The 15,643-nt window shown below is 73.6% G+C and carries 16 protein-coding genes; 12 read left to right on the top strand and 4 right to left on the bottom strand.

Annotated features, from left to right (window positions below; all coding sequences use genetic code 11):
* Positions 1 to 12 precede the first annotated feature (12 nt).
* From AACH11_RS16530 to AACH11_RS16510, 5 genes are all read left to right on the top strand, one after another.
* Positions 13 to 1,035: a pseudouridine synthase gene (locus AACH11_RS16530; RefSeq protein WP_341375354.1), complete on the top strand. Its 1,023-nt coding sequence runs from the start codon at positions 13 to 15 to the stop codon at positions 1,033 to 1,035.
* A gap of 185 nt (positions 1,036 to 1,220) precedes the next feature.
* A complete protein-coding gene (locus AACH11_RS16525) occupies positions 1,221 to 1,928 on the top strand; it encodes a CsgG/HfaB family protein (RefSeq protein WP_341375353.1) in 708 nt (235 codons plus the stop codon).
* Positions 1,925 to 2,377: a DUF4810 domain-containing protein gene (locus AACH11_RS16520; RefSeq protein WP_341375352.1), complete on the top strand. Its 453-nt coding sequence runs from the start codon at positions 1,925 to 1,927 to the stop codon at positions 2,375 to 2,377. Before AACH11_RS16525 ends, AACH11_RS16520 begins: the two co-directional genes overlap by 4 nt.
* Positions 2,374 to 3,075 (top strand): DUF799 domain-containing protein, encoded by a 702-nt coding sequence (locus AACH11_RS16515; RefSeq protein ID WP_341375351.1) that lies wholly within the window; start codon positions 2,374 to 2,376, stop codon positions 3,073 to 3,075. The genes AACH11_RS16520 and AACH11_RS16515 overlap by 4 nt, the downstream gene beginning before the upstream one ends.
* A 142-nt stretch (positions 3,076 to 3,217) precedes the next feature.
* Positions 3,218 to 3,664, top strand: coding sequence for a PACE efflux transporter (locus AACH11_RS16510; RefSeq protein WP_341375441.1), 447 nt, complete (start codon positions 3,218 to 3,220; stop codon positions 3,662 to 3,664).
* Here the strand turns inward: AACH11_RS16510 and AACH11_RS16505 are convergent.
* The 4 genes from AACH11_RS16505 to AACH11_RS16490 form a co-directional block, all read right to left on the bottom strand.
* Positions 3,651 to 4,604, bottom strand: coding sequence for a LytR/AlgR family response regulator transcription factor (locus tag AACH11_RS16505; RefSeq protein ID WP_341375350.1), 954 nt, complete (start codon positions 4,602 to 4,604; stop codon positions 3,651 to 3,653). The genes AACH11_RS16510 and AACH11_RS16505 overlap by 14 nt on opposite strands.
* 30 nt (positions 4,605 to 4,634) lie before the next feature.
* Positions 4,635 to 5,795: a sensor histidine kinase gene (locus AACH11_RS16500; protein WP_341375349.1), complete on the bottom strand. Its 1,161-nt coding sequence runs from the start codon at positions 5,793 to 5,795 to the stop codon at positions 4,635 to 4,637.
* Between the two features lie 54 nt (positions 5,796 to 5,849).
* Positions 5,850 to 6,269, bottom strand: coding sequence for a DUF2306 domain-containing protein (locus AACH11_RS16495; protein WP_341375348.1), 420 nt, complete (start codon positions 6,267 to 6,269; stop codon positions 5,850 to 5,852).
* A gap of 182 nt (positions 6,270 to 6,451) precedes the next feature.
* Positions 6,452 to 7,600 (bottom strand): LacI family DNA-binding transcriptional regulator, encoded by a 1,149-nt coding sequence (locus AACH11_RS16490; RefSeq protein WP_341375347.1) that lies wholly within the window; start codon positions 7,598 to 7,600, stop codon positions 6,452 to 6,454.
* Positions 7,601 to 7,996: 396 nt separating this feature from the next.
* Between AACH11_RS16490 and AACH11_RS16485 the strand changes: the two genes are divergently transcribed.
* The 7 genes from AACH11_RS16485 to AACH11_RS16455 all read left to right on the top strand — a co-directional run bounded on the left by AACH11_RS16485 (position 7,997) and on the right by AACH11_RS16455 (position 15,626).
* The gene (locus tag AACH11_RS16485; protein ID WP_341375346.1) at positions 7,997 to 8,989 is read left to right on the top strand and encodes a substrate-binding domain-containing protein; all 993 of its coding nucleotides are present in this window, start codon (positions 7,997 to 7,999) and stop codon (positions 8,987 to 8,989) included.
* A gap of 132 nt (positions 8,990 to 9,121) precedes the next feature.
* Positions 9,122 to 10,588 carry a sugar ABC transporter ATP-binding protein gene (locus tag AACH11_RS16480; RefSeq protein WP_423228767.1) on the top strand — a complete coding sequence of 489 codons (1,467 nt, stop codon included), beginning with the start codon at positions 9,122 to 9,124 and terminating at the stop codon, positions 10,586 to 10,588.
* Complete coding sequence (locus AACH11_RS16475; RefSeq protein WP_341375344.1) at positions 10,581 to 11,657, top strand: ABC transporter permease; 1,077 nt, start codon at positions 10,581 to 10,583, stop codon at positions 11,655 to 11,657. Before AACH11_RS16480 ends, AACH11_RS16475 begins: the two co-directional genes overlap by 8 nt.
* A 17-nt stretch (positions 11,658 to 11,674) precedes the next feature.
* Positions 11,675 to 12,787 (top strand): ABC transporter permease, encoded by a 1,113-nt coding sequence (locus AACH11_RS16470; RefSeq protein ID WP_341375343.1) that lies wholly within the window; start codon positions 11,675 to 11,677, stop codon positions 12,785 to 12,787.
* Positions 12,788 to 12,868: 81 nt separating this feature from the next.
* The gene (locus AACH11_RS16465; protein WP_341375342.1) at positions 12,869 to 13,744 is read left to right on the top strand and encodes a sugar phosphate isomerase/epimerase family protein; all 876 of its coding nucleotides are present in this window, start codon (positions 12,869 to 12,871) and stop codon (positions 13,742 to 13,744) included.
* A 74-nt stretch (positions 13,745 to 13,818) separates the two neighbouring features.
* Entirely contained in the window at positions 13,819 to 14,475 is a 657-nt protein-coding gene (locus AACH11_RS16460; protein ID WP_341375341.1) for a nucleoside/nucleotide kinase family protein, read from the top strand.
* 5 nt (positions 14,476 to 14,480) lie between these two features.
* Entirely contained in the window at positions 14,481 to 15,626 is a 1,146-nt protein-coding gene (locus AACH11_RS16455) for a hypothetical protein (RefSeq protein ID WP_341375340.1), read from the top strand.
* Positions 15,627 to 15,643 lie beyond the last annotated feature (17 nt).

Genomic DNA, 15,643 nt, shown 5'->3' with positions numbered 1-15,643 from the left:
GCGCCCGCCGCGATGAGCCGCCCGCGCCCGCTCTGGTGCCCGCCGATGCGCGAAGGCGTCAGCCCGAGCCGCGTGGCCATGGCCAGCGGCCACGGCACGACGGTGCTCGACTTCCTGCACGGCCGCCTGCCACGCGTCGACGACTGGGCCGCGCGCCTGGCCCGCGGCGACGTGCTCGACGCCGAAGGCCGGCCCGTCCGGGCGGACGAGCGCTGCCGCCCCGGCCAGGTGCTGTGGTACTGGCGCGCCGTGCCCGCCGAACCGCCGCTGCCCGGCGAACTGCGCATCCTCGCGCAGGACGCACACCTGCTGGCCGTCGACAAGCCGCACTTCATGAGCGTGGCCCCGGGCGGCCGCCATCTGCAGCAGACGGTGGTGGTGCAGCTCAAGCGCCGCACCGGCATCGAGACCCTGTCGCCGATGCACCGGCTGGACCGCGAGACCGCCGGCGTGATGCTGGTCATCGTGGCCGCCGAGGTGCGCGACGCCTACCATGGCCTGCTGCGCACGCCGGGCCGGGTGCACAAGACCTACGAGGCCGTCGCGCCCTGGCGGCCGGAGCTGGACGGCCGCACGCTCGCGCACCGGCTGGAGGAGGTGCCCTCGGCCACCTGCTCGATGCAGATGCGGGCGGTCGACGGTGAACCCAACGCCTGGACCGAGGTGAGCGTGTTGCGCCGCCTGGGCCCCCTGCCAGCCGCGGACCGTGCGCACTGGGGCGCGGCCGTGGCCGCAGCCGCCGGCGGCGATGCCGGGGCCGAGCTGGCCCACTACCGGCTGCATCCGATCACCGGCCGCAAGCACCAGCTGCGCGCACAGATGGCGGCGATGGGCGCACCGCTGATCGGCGACCGCATCTACCCGGTGCTCTGGCCCGAGGACACGCCCGAGACCGCCGCCGACTTCCGCTGCCCGCTGCAGCTGATGGCACGCGAGATCCGCTTCGACGATCCGGTGGATGGTCGGCCACGGCACTACCGCAGCGGCCACGCCCTGGTCCTCGCGGACGCCCCGGACCGCCACCCCGCCCCCTGAGGCATCCGGCACGGATCAGCGGCCCGAGCGCTCCGCATGCCCCGAGGCCCCCGTGAATCTGCACCCCCGGCCACGGCGCCTGACGGATAGAGTGCGCGGTCAGTCCGCCGGCAACCCGCACCGCCCCGACCTGCGGTCAGCAGGCCTGAGGTCTGAAGCCTTCTCCACCCCTGTCGTCATCCACCATGTCCCCTGCCCGTTCCCTGCCCTCCCGTCGCCAGCTCCTGGGCCATCTGGCCACCGTCGGCGGCCTGACCGGCCTGGGCCTGCTGGGTGGCTGCGCCACCGAGAGTTCCCGCAGCCTCGTCACCCCCCAGGTACAGGCGGCCGCCACCAGTTATGCCGGCCCGCGCGTGCGCGTCACCGTCGGCCGCTTCGACAACCGTTCGAGCTACATGCGCGGCGTGTTCTCCGACGGCGTGGACCGTCTGGGCAACCAGGGCAAGACGGCGCTGGTCGCCCACCTGCAGCAGTCGCAGCGCTTCGCCGTGCAGGACCGCGACAACCTGACCGAGACCGCGCAGGAAGCCCGTCTGCAAGGCGGCGCGCAGCAGCTGCGTGGCGCACCTTTCGTCGTCACCGGTGACATCACCGAGTTCGGCCGCAAGGAAGTCGGCGACCACCAGCTGTTCGGCCTGCTGGGCCGCGGCAAGCAGCAGATCGCCTATGCCAAGGTCACCCTGAACATCATCGACGCGGTCAGCTCCGAGGTCGTGTATTCGGTGCAGGGCGCCGGCGAGTACCAGCTGTCCAACCGCGAGGTGCTGGGCTTCGGCGGCACCGCCGGCTACGACGCCACGCTCAGCGGCAAGGTGCTGGACCTGGCCCTGCGTGAGGCGGTGGACAAGCTGGTGGCCGGCCGCGACGGCGGCGCCTGGGGCAGCCGTCCGTGAGCGCGCTGAACGATGCCGGCCGCCTGATCGCCGTCCGGCGCCTGGCGCTGACGGGGGTGATGCTGACGGGCGCGCTCGCCGTCCTCGGCGGCTGCGTACAGGCCCCGAAGCCGCTCTACCAGTGGGGCAGCTTCCCGCGCCAGCAGTACGAATGGCTGCTGCGCGAGGGCGCCACGCCGCAGGCCCAGATCGAGGTGCTGGAAGCCCAGGCCGAGAAGGCCCGTGCCAGCGATGGCCGCCTGCCGCCCGGACTGCGGGCCCATCTCGGCCTGGCCTACCTGTCGGCCGGCCAGCCCGACGCCGCCCGTGCCGCCTGGCAGGCCGAGAAGGTGGCCTTCCCGGAATCGACGCCCTGGATGGACACGCTGCTCAAGCGGCTCGATGCCGGCGCGGCTCCCAAGGCCCGGATCCAGAACCAGAACCAGACCCAGAACCACAAGCCCGCATGACCGCGACCCTGGTCTCCTGCCTGCCGACAGCACGCCGCCTGAGCGGCCTGGCCCTGCTGATCGCCGCGGCCGCCCTGACGGGTTGTGCCACCCCCCAACCCCACGACTACACGGCCTTCCAGCGCGCGAAGCCGGCCACGCTGCTGGTCATGCCGCCGGTCTCGGACGCGCCGGACATCAAGGCCTCGCCGGCCGTGTGGGCGCATGCCACGGCCCCGCTGTCCGAGGCCGGCTACTACGTGCTGCCGATCACGCTGGTCGACGAGATGCTGCGCGAGAACGGTGTGCAGACGCCGGCCGACGCCCAGGAGATCGCCGTGCCCAAGCTGCGCGAGGTCTTCCAGGCTGATGCGGCGGTCTACCTGAAGGTGCTGCGCTACGGCACCAGCTACAGCGTGATCGACAGCCAGACCGTCGTCGACGTCGAAGGCCGTATCGTCGACCTGCGCGATGGCAGCCTGCTGTGGAGCGGCCGCGCCCAGGCCAGCTCCGCCGAACAGCAGCAGCAGAACCAAGGCGGACTGGCCGGCCTGCTGATCGCCGCCGCGCTCAAGCAGATCATCGGCACCAGCACCGATGCGGCCTACGGCTATGCGGCCACCGCCCAGCAGCGGCTGCTCGGTGCGCCGCGGCAGGCCGGCGTGCTGCCCGGACCGCGATCGCCGCTGTACGGGCAGGTGCCGGGCGCGCCGCGCTGAGGTGGACGGTGCGGCGGCGGCCGCCGGACCCGGGACCGGGCCCGACCATGGCCACAGCCCCGGCCATGGGCCCCGAGACCCCGGGGCATGCGGCGGACGCGACAATCGCCGGATGTCCGTCCCCCATCCTCCGTCACGCGGCCTGCAGGGCGTGCGCCGCCGTATCGTCTACGTCACGCTGTGCGAGCTGTTCGCGGTGATGTTCACCAGCCTGGGCCTGGCCTTCGGCTCGGGCGCCGGCCTGGCCCAGGCGGGTGTGGCCGGCGTGTTCTCGTCGGCGGTGGCGGTGGGCTGGAACGTGGTGTTCAACCATCTGTTCGAGCGTTGGGAGGCGCGCCAGCCGGTGCGCGGGCGCAACCTGAAGCGCCGCATCGCCCATGCCCTCGGTTTCGAGGGCGGGCTGGTGGTGATGCTGGTGCCGGCCTTCGCCTGGTGGCTGGACATCAGCCTGTGGCAGGCCTTCGTGCTGGACTTCGGCCTGCTGCTGTTCTTCCTCGTCTACACCTACGTCTTCAACTGGGCCTTCGACCGCGTGTTCGGCCTGCCGCTGTCGGCCCAGCCACGGCCCGAGGCCCTCACATCGCCTTGAAGCGGGCCGCGTAGAGGCGGCTGACGACCACGGGCTCGGGCCGCCGACGCAACTGCAGCGTGATGCGGCCGGATTCGTCGCGCAGCGCCTGGGCGATCTCGCGCGCCTGCACCACGGTGCCACGGTGCACCTGCCAGAAGCGCTCGGGATCGAGCTGCGGCAGCAGCTCGCGCAGCGGCATGCGGATCAGCAGCTCGCGCTCGGCCGTCAGCACGCGCACGTACTTGTCGGCCGCCTCGAACACCAGCACGTCCTCGATCGGCACCAGCACCACCGCGCTGCCGACGCCGGCCTGGATCACGCTCAGCCAGGGCGCGGCGCCGGGCGCACGGGGGCCGGCATGGGCGAGGATGGCCTCCGGCACGTCGGCCGACAGCGCCGGTGCGGGCACCGGGGCCGCGGCCAGGAGGCCCGGCTGGGCCAGCAGCAGGCGCAGGCGCTGCAGCAGCAGGGCCTCGTCGTGCGCGGTGGTGGTGGGGATGGTGGCAGCACCGGCGGCAGCGGTGGCGGCACTCGCGGGCGCCGGGCGCTGGACCAGGCGCTGCCGCAGCCGCTCGCAGGTCTGGGCCAGGCGCTCGCGCGGGGCCGGCTTCAGCAGATAGTCGACGGCGGCCAGCTCGAAGGCCTGCAGCGCGTGGGCGTCGTAGGCGGTAATGAAGACGATGAGCGGCAGCGGCGCGCCGTCGGGCCAGTCCTCGACGATGGCCTGGGCCGCCGCCAGGCCGCTGCGCCCGGGCATGCGGATGTCGAGGAAGAGCACGTCCGGGCGCAGGGCCAGCGCGTCCTCGACCGCCTGCTCGCCGTCCAGCGCCTGGGCCAGCACCTGCAACTGCGGCCAGACGGCAGCCAGATCGGCCTGCAGCGCGCGGGCCAGCAGGGGCTCGTCCTCGGCGATCAGGGCGGTGGGGGCATGGCGGGGGGCGATCGGGGCGGCGGTCATGGCAAGGCTGTAGCGAGACGGGAGGACGGGTCAGGCCACGGCCGGCACCGGCCAGGGCAGACGGATGCGGGCCACGGTGCCGCCGCCGTCGCGCGGCGCCAGCGTCAGCGCGGCGGCCGAGCCGTGCAGGGTGGCCAGGCGTTCACGCACCTGGTGCAGGCCGAAGCCGGTGCCCACCGGCGGCGGCCGCGCCGCGTCGGCGGCCGGCAGGCCGACACCGGAATCCGCCACCTCCAGCATCAGGGCGTCGGCCTCGCGCCAGACCCGCACCTGCAGCAGGCCGCCGCGGCGCGCCGGCTCCAGGCCGTGGCGGATCGCGTTCTCGACCAGCGGCTGCAGCAGCAGCGGCGGCAGCGGCAGCGCAGCCAGATCGGGCGCCAGATCGAGCCGGACCTGCAGGCGCGGGCCCATGCGCATCGCCATCAGCGCCAGGTAGTCCCGCAGGTGCTCGAATTCGTCGGCCAGCGGATGCTGTGCGAGGCGGCTGGCGCTCAGGCTGCGGCGCAGCCAGGCGATCAGGTGATCCAGCATGCGCTGGGCCTCGGGCGGATCGAGCGCGATCAGCGCCCGCAGGTTGGCCAGCGTGTTGAACAGCATGTGCGGCTCCAGCTGGCTCTGCAGCGCACGCAGTTCGGCCTCGGCGGCCTGGCGGCCGAGCTCGGCCACGCGCATCTCGGCCGCGGCCAGCCGGCCCCGGGCGCGGAACACCAGCGTGCCCACCAGCGACGGCAGCAGCGAGAGGGCGAACAGGCTGACCCCGGTGTGCAGATCGCCACCGCCCGGCGCGACATGCCCGCCGAAGCGGCCGAGCTCGACCGCGATACCGGCCAGACCGAGCAGACGGCGGGCGATCCAGCCGCCCAGCGGATAGGCCAGCCCGACCGCCACGACCAGCACCACGGCCATGGCGATGCGCCCCGGCCAGCCCTGGCGCTGCGCCAGCGTGGGCTGTGGCGCGGCCTGGCCGGGGCGGGCGCGCAACTGCCAGGCCACCCATCCCCAACGTCCAGCATGGATGGCCAGCGCCGACAGATTGCCGATGGCCAGCGAATGGATCAGCGCGACCGGCCACGGCATGCCGAGCGCGGCCAGCGCGGCCGTCACGCACCCGCAGATGAGCTGCGTGCCCAGCAGGATGCGCGGCAGGCGGTCATGACGGGCGGAGACCGCGGAAGCAAGGGACAGGAACATGTGCGGCCCAGGGGCAGGGTGCAGCCGATCTCGACGGGGTGCAGGCAAACGCGCTCAGGTCAGGCCCAGGCCATGGTGCCACAACAGGTCCCCCAGGTAGCGGCCCGGCGCGAAGGCGAACACCCCGGCCACCACGCAGGCGCCCACCCAGGTGCGCAGCATCGTCCGACGGTGAGCGACGATGCGTCCGCGCAGTGCCAGGCGGACCCCGGCGGCGACGCCGACGAGCGCGACGACGCACAACAGATGGATGGGGGTCAGCCCCCCGGTGGCCGCCCATCGCGGATCACGGATGGCCAGCGCGGACAGGGAAGCCCCCACCATCGCCACCACCCAGATCCGGCCCCAGCCGCGATGGGCGGGGCTGCCCTTGCGCGCCAGCAGGGCCAGCGGGCCCAGCAGCAGCGCGAGGACGGCGCAGGTCAGGTGGATCTGGACGGCCAGGGTCAAGGCGAAAGGGGATGCGGCGTGCATGAAGGGTGCTCCAGGCGGGACGCGACGACGGGGGCGTCCGCGGTGTGCATCCTCGGCGCGGCGCGTGCGCGCGACCACGGCCCTGCGATGAAACGACGCAACGGAGGCGCCAGCCGTCAGGGACGGTCGCGAGCGGTGGCTGAGGTGAGGGCCGGGCCGAAGGCCGTGCGCCGCCGTGGCCCTCAGCCCGCCCGCACCAGCTCCGGCCGCACCTGCACCACCTCGCCGGCGCCGATGCCCGCGCCGTCGATGACGCGGAAGGCCTCGCCCATCAGGCCGTCGACGTTCTGCCGCACCATGTGGACCGGAAAGCGCAGCGCGGTGGCATACGGATCCCAGTCGTAGCTGCCGAAGCGGCAGGCGGCCAGCTCGGCATCGGGCAGCGTGCGCAGGAAGCGGATCGCGCCCTCCAGCGTGACGGCCGAGGCCAGCAGCAGCGCGCGCGGCAGGCCGCCCAGCGTGCCGTACAGGTCCTCCAGTGCGCGCGCGGCCTGGTCGGGGTTGTAGCCGCAACTGATCACCCGCTGGGCGGCGGGAAGGGCCACGGGCCGGGTGGCGGCAGCGGTGGTGTCGGCGTTGACGGCAGCGGCCGCGGCCGCCCTGGCCGTGGCGGTACGGCCGCGGGGCACAGCCGCAGCCGGGACGCCATCGGCCCGGCCATCGGCATCGCCCTCCGCCTCCAGAAAGCCGAGGATGCGTTGCTCGGTCGCGTACTCGCCGCGGATGCCGCCCAGGAACCACACCGCGTCGCGCGCACCCGGCGTGGCGGCGGGCGGCCCGGCCTGCAGCGCGCGTGTCAGCTCGGCCGCGCCCCAGCGGTTGTCGCTGGTGATCGACGGCGCACGGCGGCCCGGCAGGTCGACGTTGACGTGGCGCACGCCGGCCTGGCGGCATTCCTCGCTGATGGCGTCGGGCTGGGTGGCGCCGGTGACCACCAGGTGTTCGACCTGCCAGGTGATCAGCGTGCGCACCGTCTCCACCTCGAGCGCCGCGTCGCGCAGCGTGGAGACCACCACCGGGCACAGGCCGCGCGCCCGCGCCTCGCGCTCGAAGGCCTGCGACATGGTGCCGAAGAAGCGGTCCTCGTGGGTCGGGATCATCATGCCGATCAGGCCCGAGCGCTGGCGGCGCAGGCCGCTGGCCTGGCGGTTGACAGCGAACCCCAGCTCGCCGGCGAGCTGCTGCACGCGGGCGGCCGTGTCGGCGCTGATGCGCCGCTGCTGCCAGCTGCCGTTGAGGATGGCACTGACGGTCGAGGCCGAGGTGCCGGCACGCTCGGCGAGGTCGTAGATCGTGGACGGCTTGGCGGGAGGCTTGGCGGGCGGGGTCACGGCGCAACGGACGGTCGGGGCGGTCGGTCAGACAGGCGTTCAGGCCGGCCGTGGGGCGGCCACGGACGACGCGGGGCCGGTCGGCGCCGCGGCAGGCGGCCACCGTCCGGACAGGGGACGACGGGCCCCATGCTAGCGCCCCGTGACGCGGCCGCCCAGCCGTCGGATACGGACGGACAGCGCGGCGCGGCGGCCACGCGACGGATGCGGGTTTGCCCTGATCGGCAGGCCGTCCATCGAGCCGCTACAGTCTGCGCAATCGATTGCGCATCGTGTGCAGACCGGCCGGCCCAGGACCGTCGGCCGGGCGGCCATGTCGCGTGCCGATGCCCGGCCCCTGCCCCGGGGCCCACGCACCCATCCGGGCCGCAGACGCCCGACCTGAGGAGACATTCCATGGTTCACCTGTTCCCGAAGACCCTCGTCCGCGCACTCGCCGCCTGTGCCCTGGTCGGCGCCAGCGCCACGGCCTTCGCCGAGGACATCTCGGTGGTCGTCAAGATCGGCGGCATCCCCTGGTTCAACGCGATGGAGGCCGGCATCAAGAAGGCCGGCACCGAGCTGAAGACGCCGTCGAACATGATCGGCCCGACCGAGGCCGATGCCGCCCAGCAGGTGCGTGCCGTCGAGGACCTGATCGCCCGCAAGGCCAAGGTCATCGCCGTGGTGCCCAACGACGCCAAGGCGCTGGAGCCGGTGTTCAAGCGCGCCAAGGACGCGGGCATCAAGGTCATCACCCATGAATCGCCCGAGCAGAAGGGCGCCGACTGGAACATCGAGCTGACCAGCGTCGCCGGCTTCGGCGAGCGCCACATGGAAAGCCTGGCCAAGGCCATGGGCGGCGAGGGCAAGTACGCGCTGTACGTGGGCTCGCTGACGGTGCCGCTGCACAACGCCTGGGCCGACGCGGCCATCGCCTACCAGAAGGCCAGGTACCCGAAGATGAAGCTGGTGTCCGACCGTTTCGGCGTGGCCGAGAACCTGGACGAGTCGATCCGCACCACGCAGGACCTGATGCGTGCCAACGCCGATCTCAAGGGCATCCTGGCCTTCGGCAGCCAGGGCCCGGTGGGCGCCGGCCGCGCCGTGCTCGACGCGAAGAAGACCAGCAAGGTCGCCGTCGTCGGCCCGTTCTCGCCCGGCCAGGGCGCCAAGCTGATCAAGGAAGGCGCAATCCGCGAGGGCTTCATCTGGAACCCGTCGCTGGCCGGTGAGGTGATCGTGCGCGTGGGCAAGATGCTGATCGACGGCAAGGAGCCGACCGACGGCATGGAGATCCCGGGCCTGGGCAAGGTGGCGGTGGACAAGGCCACGCGCAACATCCGCGGCCAGAAGCTGGAGCCGATCAACAAGCAGACCATCGACACCCTGGTCGGCATGGGCCTGTGACGACCGGCCCCGCGGCCTGACCCCGATCCTGCGGAGATGACGATGTCCGAGCGCGCCGACCCGGCCCCGCTGGCCGCTGCCCCGGCCGATCCTGATGCCGGCGTGCCCTTCGTCCGCCTGCGCGGCGTGACGATGCGCTTCGGCGGCGCCACCGCGCTGCACGCCCTCGACTGGGACGTGCGCCCGGGCGAGGTGCACTGCCTGATGGGCGAGAACGGCAGCGGCAAGAGCACCACCATCAAGGTGCTGTCGGGCATCAACCAGCCCGATGCCGGCGCCGTCATCGAGATCGACGGACAGCGCATCGCGCGGCTGACGCCGGCCCTGTCGAAGTCGCTCGGCATCCAGGTCATCTACCAGGATCTGGCGCTGTTCCCCAACCTGTCGGTGGCCGAGAACATCGCCTTCGACCAGGCGGTGGGCGCGGGGCTGGCGGCCTGGGGCCGGCGCATCCGCCCGGCCGCCCAGCGCGAGACGGCCCGCCGCGCGCTGCAGCGCCTGGGCGTCGACCTGCCGCTGGACACCGCGGTGGGCACGCTGCCGATCGCCAGCCGCCAGCTGGTGGCGATCGCACGCGGCATCGCGGCGCAGGCGCGGCTGCTGTTCATGGACGAGCCCACCGCCTCGCTGACGCGCAGCGAGGTCGATGCGCTGCTCGACGTCGTGCGGCGCCTGAAGGCCGACGGCATCGCGGTGGTCTTCGTCAGCCACAAGCTCGACGAGGTGATCGAGATCGCCGAGCGGGTGACGGTGCTGCGCGACGGCCACAAGCTGGGCACCTGGCCGGCGCACGAACTGGACGACCGCAAGCTCGGCACCCTGATGACCGGCCTGGAGATCGCCCAGCAGGTGCGGGCCCGTGACCTGTCGCCGCGGCCGCCGCTGCTGCAGGTGCGCGGCCTGCACCGCGCCGGCGAGTTCGCCGCCATCGATCTGGACATCCGCCCGGGCGAGGTGGTGGGCCTGGTCGGCCTGCTGGGCGCCGGCCGCACCGAGCTGGCGCTCAGCCTGTTCGGCATGGCGCCGCCCGATGCCGGCACGGTGACGCTGGACGGCCGCACGCTCGACCTGAGGAGCCCGCAGGCCGCCATCGACGCCGGCATCGCCTATGTGTCGGAGGACCGGCTGTCGATCGGGCTGAACATGCGCCAGTCGGTGCAGGACAACCTGGTGCTGGCGGTGCTGCCGCGGCTCTCGGGCCTGCTGGGCTGGCTACCGCCCGCGCGGCGCGCGGCGCTGGCCGCCGACTGGCGCGAGCGCCTGCGCATCAAGATCCCGGCGCTGGATGCGCCGGTGCAGACGCTGTCCGGCGGCAATGCCCAGCGCGTGGTGCTGGCCAAATGGCTGGCCACCGAGCCGCGGCTGCTGATCCTGGACGCGCCCACCGTCGGTGTCGACGTGGGCAACAAGCAGGGCATCTACGAGATCGTCCACACGCTGGCCGAACGCGGCGTGGCGGTGCTGATGATCTCCGACGAGGTGCCCGAGGTGTACTTCAACTGCGACCGCGTGCTGCACATGCGCGGCGGTCGCCTGTGCGGCAGCTTCGTTCCCGGTCGGGACGACGAGGCCCGCATCCAGGAGGCGGTCTATGCCTGATGTCCTGCACCAGGCCCTGCGCAGCCCGGCCGCGCTGCTGGCCGCGGTGATCCTGGCCATGGGACTGCTGTTCGGCAGCGTGGCCCCTGATTTCTGGAGTCTGGGCAACTGGGTCGACCTGATCGAGGGCACGTCGGTGACGGCCATCATGGCGCTCGGCCTGCTGGTGGTGCTGGTGGCCGGCGGCATCGACATCTCGTTCGCCGCCACGGCCAGCGTGGCCCAGTACCTGGCCGCCAGCGCGGCCACGGCCTGGGGCTGGCCGCCGGCCGCGGCGCTGGCGCTCGGCCTGCTGGCCGGAGCCGGCCTGGGCGGCTTCAACGCGCTGCTGATCCATCGCCTGCAGGCGACGTCGATCATCATCACGATCTCGACGATGAGCCTCTATTTCTCGCTGCTGATGTGGGCCACCGGCGGACGCTCGGTCTACGACCTGCCGGCCTGGTGGAGCGACGCCATCGTCTGGGCCACCGTGGCCGGCGATCCCGAGCTCGATCCGGTGCGGCTGACGCTGCCGCCGCTGGTGCTGGCGGCCGTGGCCATCGCCACCGCCTGGCTGCTGCAGCGCAGTGCGCTCGGCCGCCAGATCCATGCCTTCGGCGGCAATCCCGAGGCCGCACGCCGCATGGGCGTGCCGCTCGGCGCACTGCAGGGCTTCGCCTACGGCTTCCTGGGCCTGATGGCCGCGCTGGCCGGCCTGCTGCAGGCCCACCGCGTCGGTGAGGCGGTGCCCAACGCGATGGTCGGCGGCGAGCTGTTCGTGCTGGCCGCGGCGGTGCTCGGCGGCGCCAGCCTGACCGGCGGCAGCGGCACCGTGGCCGGCGTGCTGATGGGCGTGCTGCTGCTGGCCGTGCTGCGCAACGGCCTGAACCTGATGGGCGTCTCGCCCTACTTCTTCCAGGTGCTGCTGGGTGCGGTGGTGCTGGCCTCGGCCGCGGCCACCGGCCTGAAGCGCCAGCGCCGCCGGGCCACGCTGGACGACGGAGCCACCCCACCGCCGGCCGCCCCGAGCGCGCCGGCCACCGGCGTCGCCGACACCCTGCCCGCCATCGGCGCCCTGCCGCGATGAACCGCACGTCCGCCGCCATGACCGCCTCCGATTCCGCCCTGCGCGCCGGCACCCGCCCCGGCACCGGTGCCACGCCGGCCCCCGCGTCGGCCGCCCCGGCCGTGGACGCCCGCCCCGCCCTGCCCGCCTGGCGCCAGGCCCTGCGCGCCCATGACGGCGATGGCACGGTGCGCGGCCTGCTGGGCCTGCTGCTGTTGCTGTGCATCGTCTTCAGCCTGCTGCTGCCCGGCCGCTTCGCCACCGTCGACACGCTGCAGTCGGTGCTGATGCAGGTGCCCGAGCTCGGCCTGCTGGCGCTGGCCCAGCTGCTGCCGCTGATCTCCGGTGGCATCAACCTGGGCATCATCGCCAGCACCAACATGGCCGGTCTGGCCATGGCCTGGGTGCTGACCGGCGGCCTGGCGTCGTGGGGCCTGGATCCGGCCGCACAACCGCTGCTGACCCTGGCCGTCGCGCTGGCCGCCGGCGCGCTGCTGGCGCTGGCGACCGGCCTGGCCAGCGGCTGGCTGGTGGCCAATGTGCAGGCCCATCCGATCCTGGTCACGCTCGGCACCATGTCGCTGGTCAACGGCCTGTGCGTGTGGCTGACCCGCGGCAAGCCGATCGCCGGCTTCCCCGAGCCCTTCCTGGCGCTGGGCAGCGGCAGCTGGCTCGGCATCCCGCTGCCGTTCTGGCTGTTCTGCGCCGCCACGCTGGCGATGTGGGCCTATCTGGAGCGCAGCCGCCACGGCCTGGCCGTCTGCATGATCGGCTCCAACCTGGAGGCCACGCGCTACAGCGGCATCGACACCCGCCGCGTGCTGATCGCCGTCTACACGATCTCGACGCTGATGTGCTGGCTGGCGGCGGTGCTGATGATGGCCCGCTTCAACTCGGCCAGCGCCGGCTATGCGCAGTCCTATCTGCTGGTGACGGTGCTGGCGGCCATCCTCGGCGGCATCGATCCGCTGGGCGGCTTCGGCAAGGTGGCCGGCCTGTTCATCGCGCTGCTGGTGCTGCAGGTGATCTCCAGCGGCGTCAACCTGCTGGGCGTCAATGCCCAGCTGACGCAGGCGATGTGGGGCGCGACGCTGATCGCCGCGATGGCGGTGCGCCACTGGGCGGCCCACCGCCGCCCGCGCCGGCACTGAGCCCGGTCCCCTGTCCGGTGCGCCCGCCGCGGCGTGCCCCTTCCCGACCTCGTTCCCGACCTTTTCTCCAAGGAGCCTTCCATGAACCCGCTCGGCGTCCACGCCCTGGTCTGGGCCGGCGATCTGTCGCCTGAGTCCACCCGTCATGTCATCAGCCAGACGAAACGTGCCGGCTACGACCTGATCGAGCTGTCGCTGCACGGTCCGCAGCTGATGGACCTGGCGCTGACGCGCGACCTGCTGCAGGAACACGGCCTGCGCGTGGGCTGCTCGCGCGGCCTGACCTTCGAGGCCGACGTCTCCAGCGAGGACCCGGCCGTGGTCGCGCGCGGCGTGGCCATGCTGGAGGAGGGCATCGCCATCACCCAGGCCATCGGTGGCAACTACTTCGGCGGCATCCTCTACGGTGCGATGGCCAAGTACCACCAGCCCTGCACCGCCGCCGGCCGCCGCAACGCCGTCAACGCCGTCAAGCGCGTGGCCGACTTCGCCGGCGCGCGCGGCATCACGCTCGGCCTGGAGGTCGTCAACCGCTACGAGAGCAATCTGCTGAACACCGCCAACCAGGCGCTGCAGCTGCTGTCCGAGGTCGACAAGCCCAACGTCAAGGTGCACCTGGACACCTACCACATGAACATCGAGGAGGTGGACTTCGTCCAGCCGGTGCTGCTGTGCGGCGACCAGCTGGGCTACGTCCACATCGGCGAGAGCCACCGCGGCTACCTGGGCTCGGGCACCATCGATTTCGGCCAGTTCTTCAAGGCGCTGGCGCAGATCGACTACCAGGGCGTGGTCACCTTCGAGAGCTTCTCCTCGGCCGTGGTCAACGAGCAGCTGTCGAACGCGCTGGCCATCTGGCGCAACCTGTGGAGCGACGGCATGGACCTGGCCCTGCATGCCCACGCCTTCATGGCCGGCGGCCTGGCCGCCGCGCGCCAGGGCGTGGCCCACCGCTGAGCCGCCCGCGCCCGGCGCCCGTCAAGCGCCTGCGCGATGATCGGTCCCCTTCCGCCCGCACCGCCGACCTGCCGATGACCTCGTCCCACCCCACCACCGCCCTGCCCGCCGAAGCCCTGGCCCGCGCCCGCGCGCTGGCCGTCCCCGGCAGCCGCCGCATCCTGGGTCTGGTCGGCCCGCCCGGGGCCGGCAAGAGCACCGTGGCCGCGGCCCTGGCCGCCGCGCTCGGCGAGCGGGCCGTGCTGGTGCCGATGGACGGCTTCCACCTGGCCCAGGCCGAGCTGGAGCGCCTGGGCCGCGCCGGCCGCAAGGGCGCGCCCGACACCTTCGATTCCGCCGGTTATGTCGCGCTGCTGCGCCGGCTGCGCCAGCCGGTGGCCGGCGAGACCGTCTACGGCCCGACCTTCCGCCGCGAGATCGAGGAGCCGATCGCCTGCGCCATCGGCGTCGCGCCCGAGGTGCCGCTGGTCATCACCGAAGGCAACTACCTGCTGATGGACGAGACCGACGCGCCCGGCACCCACTGGGCCGGCGTGCGGCCGCTGCTCGACGAGGTCTGGTACGTGGACGTCGACGACGCGCTGCGCACCCAGCGCCTGGTCGCCCGCCACGAGCACCACGGCCGCAGCCCGCAGGCCGCCCGCGACTGGGTGGCCGGCACCGACGAGCCCAATGCCCGCCGCATCGCCGCCACCCGCGGCCGCGCGCACTGGCATCTGGCCTGGGGCTGAACGCCATGACGGCGACGACGGGGCCGAAGGCCGCGGCGGTCACGACGGCCGCCACCGCTGACCCTGCGGCGAGGGTGCCGACGCTGGCGACCGCAGCGGGGTCAGGGTCAGGCCCGGACACCGCCGACGGCTGGCGGCTGTCCTGGCCGCATGGCGAGCTGGCCGTGCAGGCCCTGGGCGCGATGCTGGGCCCGGTCACCTTGCGGCTCGACGGCGGCCGCACGGTGCAGCCGATGTACCGCGCACCGTGGCACGGCGCGGACGACCCGGCGCTGGCCGGTGCCCCGCTGCTGCGCCATCTGAACGGCGACTGGCTGTGCCTGCCCTTCGGCCCCTCGGGCCCGCATCCGGGCCTGCCCGCGGGCTGGACACCGCGCCCGGAAGCCCCTGAGGAAGCCGGGCAGGACCACGGCTGGATCGCCAACCAGCGCTGGAGCCTGATCGCCCGCGAGCCGCACGCGCTGGTGCTGGCGCTCGACCTGCCGCCGGCCCATGCGCTGGCCCGCGTCGAACGCCGCATCGCCGTCGATCCCGACGCCCCGCGCGTGACGGTGACGCACACGCTGCACCCGCGGCGCGACGCCGTCCTGCCGGCCGCCCTGCACCCGACCTTCGCCGTGCCGCCCGGCGGGCTGGAGATCGTGCCGGGCCCGCATGCCGCCGCCCATGCCTATCCGCTGGACCCGGCCGGAGCCGACAGCGGACGCCCGCCCGCCCTGCAGCCGGGTGCGCGCGCCGCCCGCATGGCCGATCTGCCCACACCCGACGGCCAGCCGCACGCGCTGATGCGCCTGCCGGCCGCCGCGCCCGCCGAGGCCCTGCTGCAGCTGCAGGACTGCCGCCCGCCGCTCACGCTGCGCTGGCACGGCGACGGCTCGCCCGCCGAGCGCCCGGTGCGGCTGCAGCTCGACTGGGACGCCGACCGCCTGCCCGACCTGCTGATCTGGATCAGCCAGGGCGGCCGCCGCGCCGCGCCCTGGAACGGCCGCAACCAGGCGCTCGGCATCGAGCCCTGCGCCTCCTGCTTCGACCTCAGCCGCGTGGCCGAGCCGCCGGCCGGCCATCCGCTGGCCCACCGCCGCGGCCTGCCCTTGCGCGCCGGCGAGCCGTTGACGCTGGGCTGGTCGCTGTCGGCGCATCCGGACGGCTGATCGCGCCGGCGCCCCCG

The sequence above is a fragment of the Pseudaquabacterium rugosum genome, from assembly GCF_038066575.1.
Classification (GTDB): domain Bacteria; phylum Pseudomonadota; class Gammaproteobacteria; order Burkholderiales; family Burkholderiaceae_C; genus Pseudaquabacterium; species Pseudaquabacterium rugosum.
This window is presented reverse-complemented; position numbering and strand designations above follow the sequence as displayed.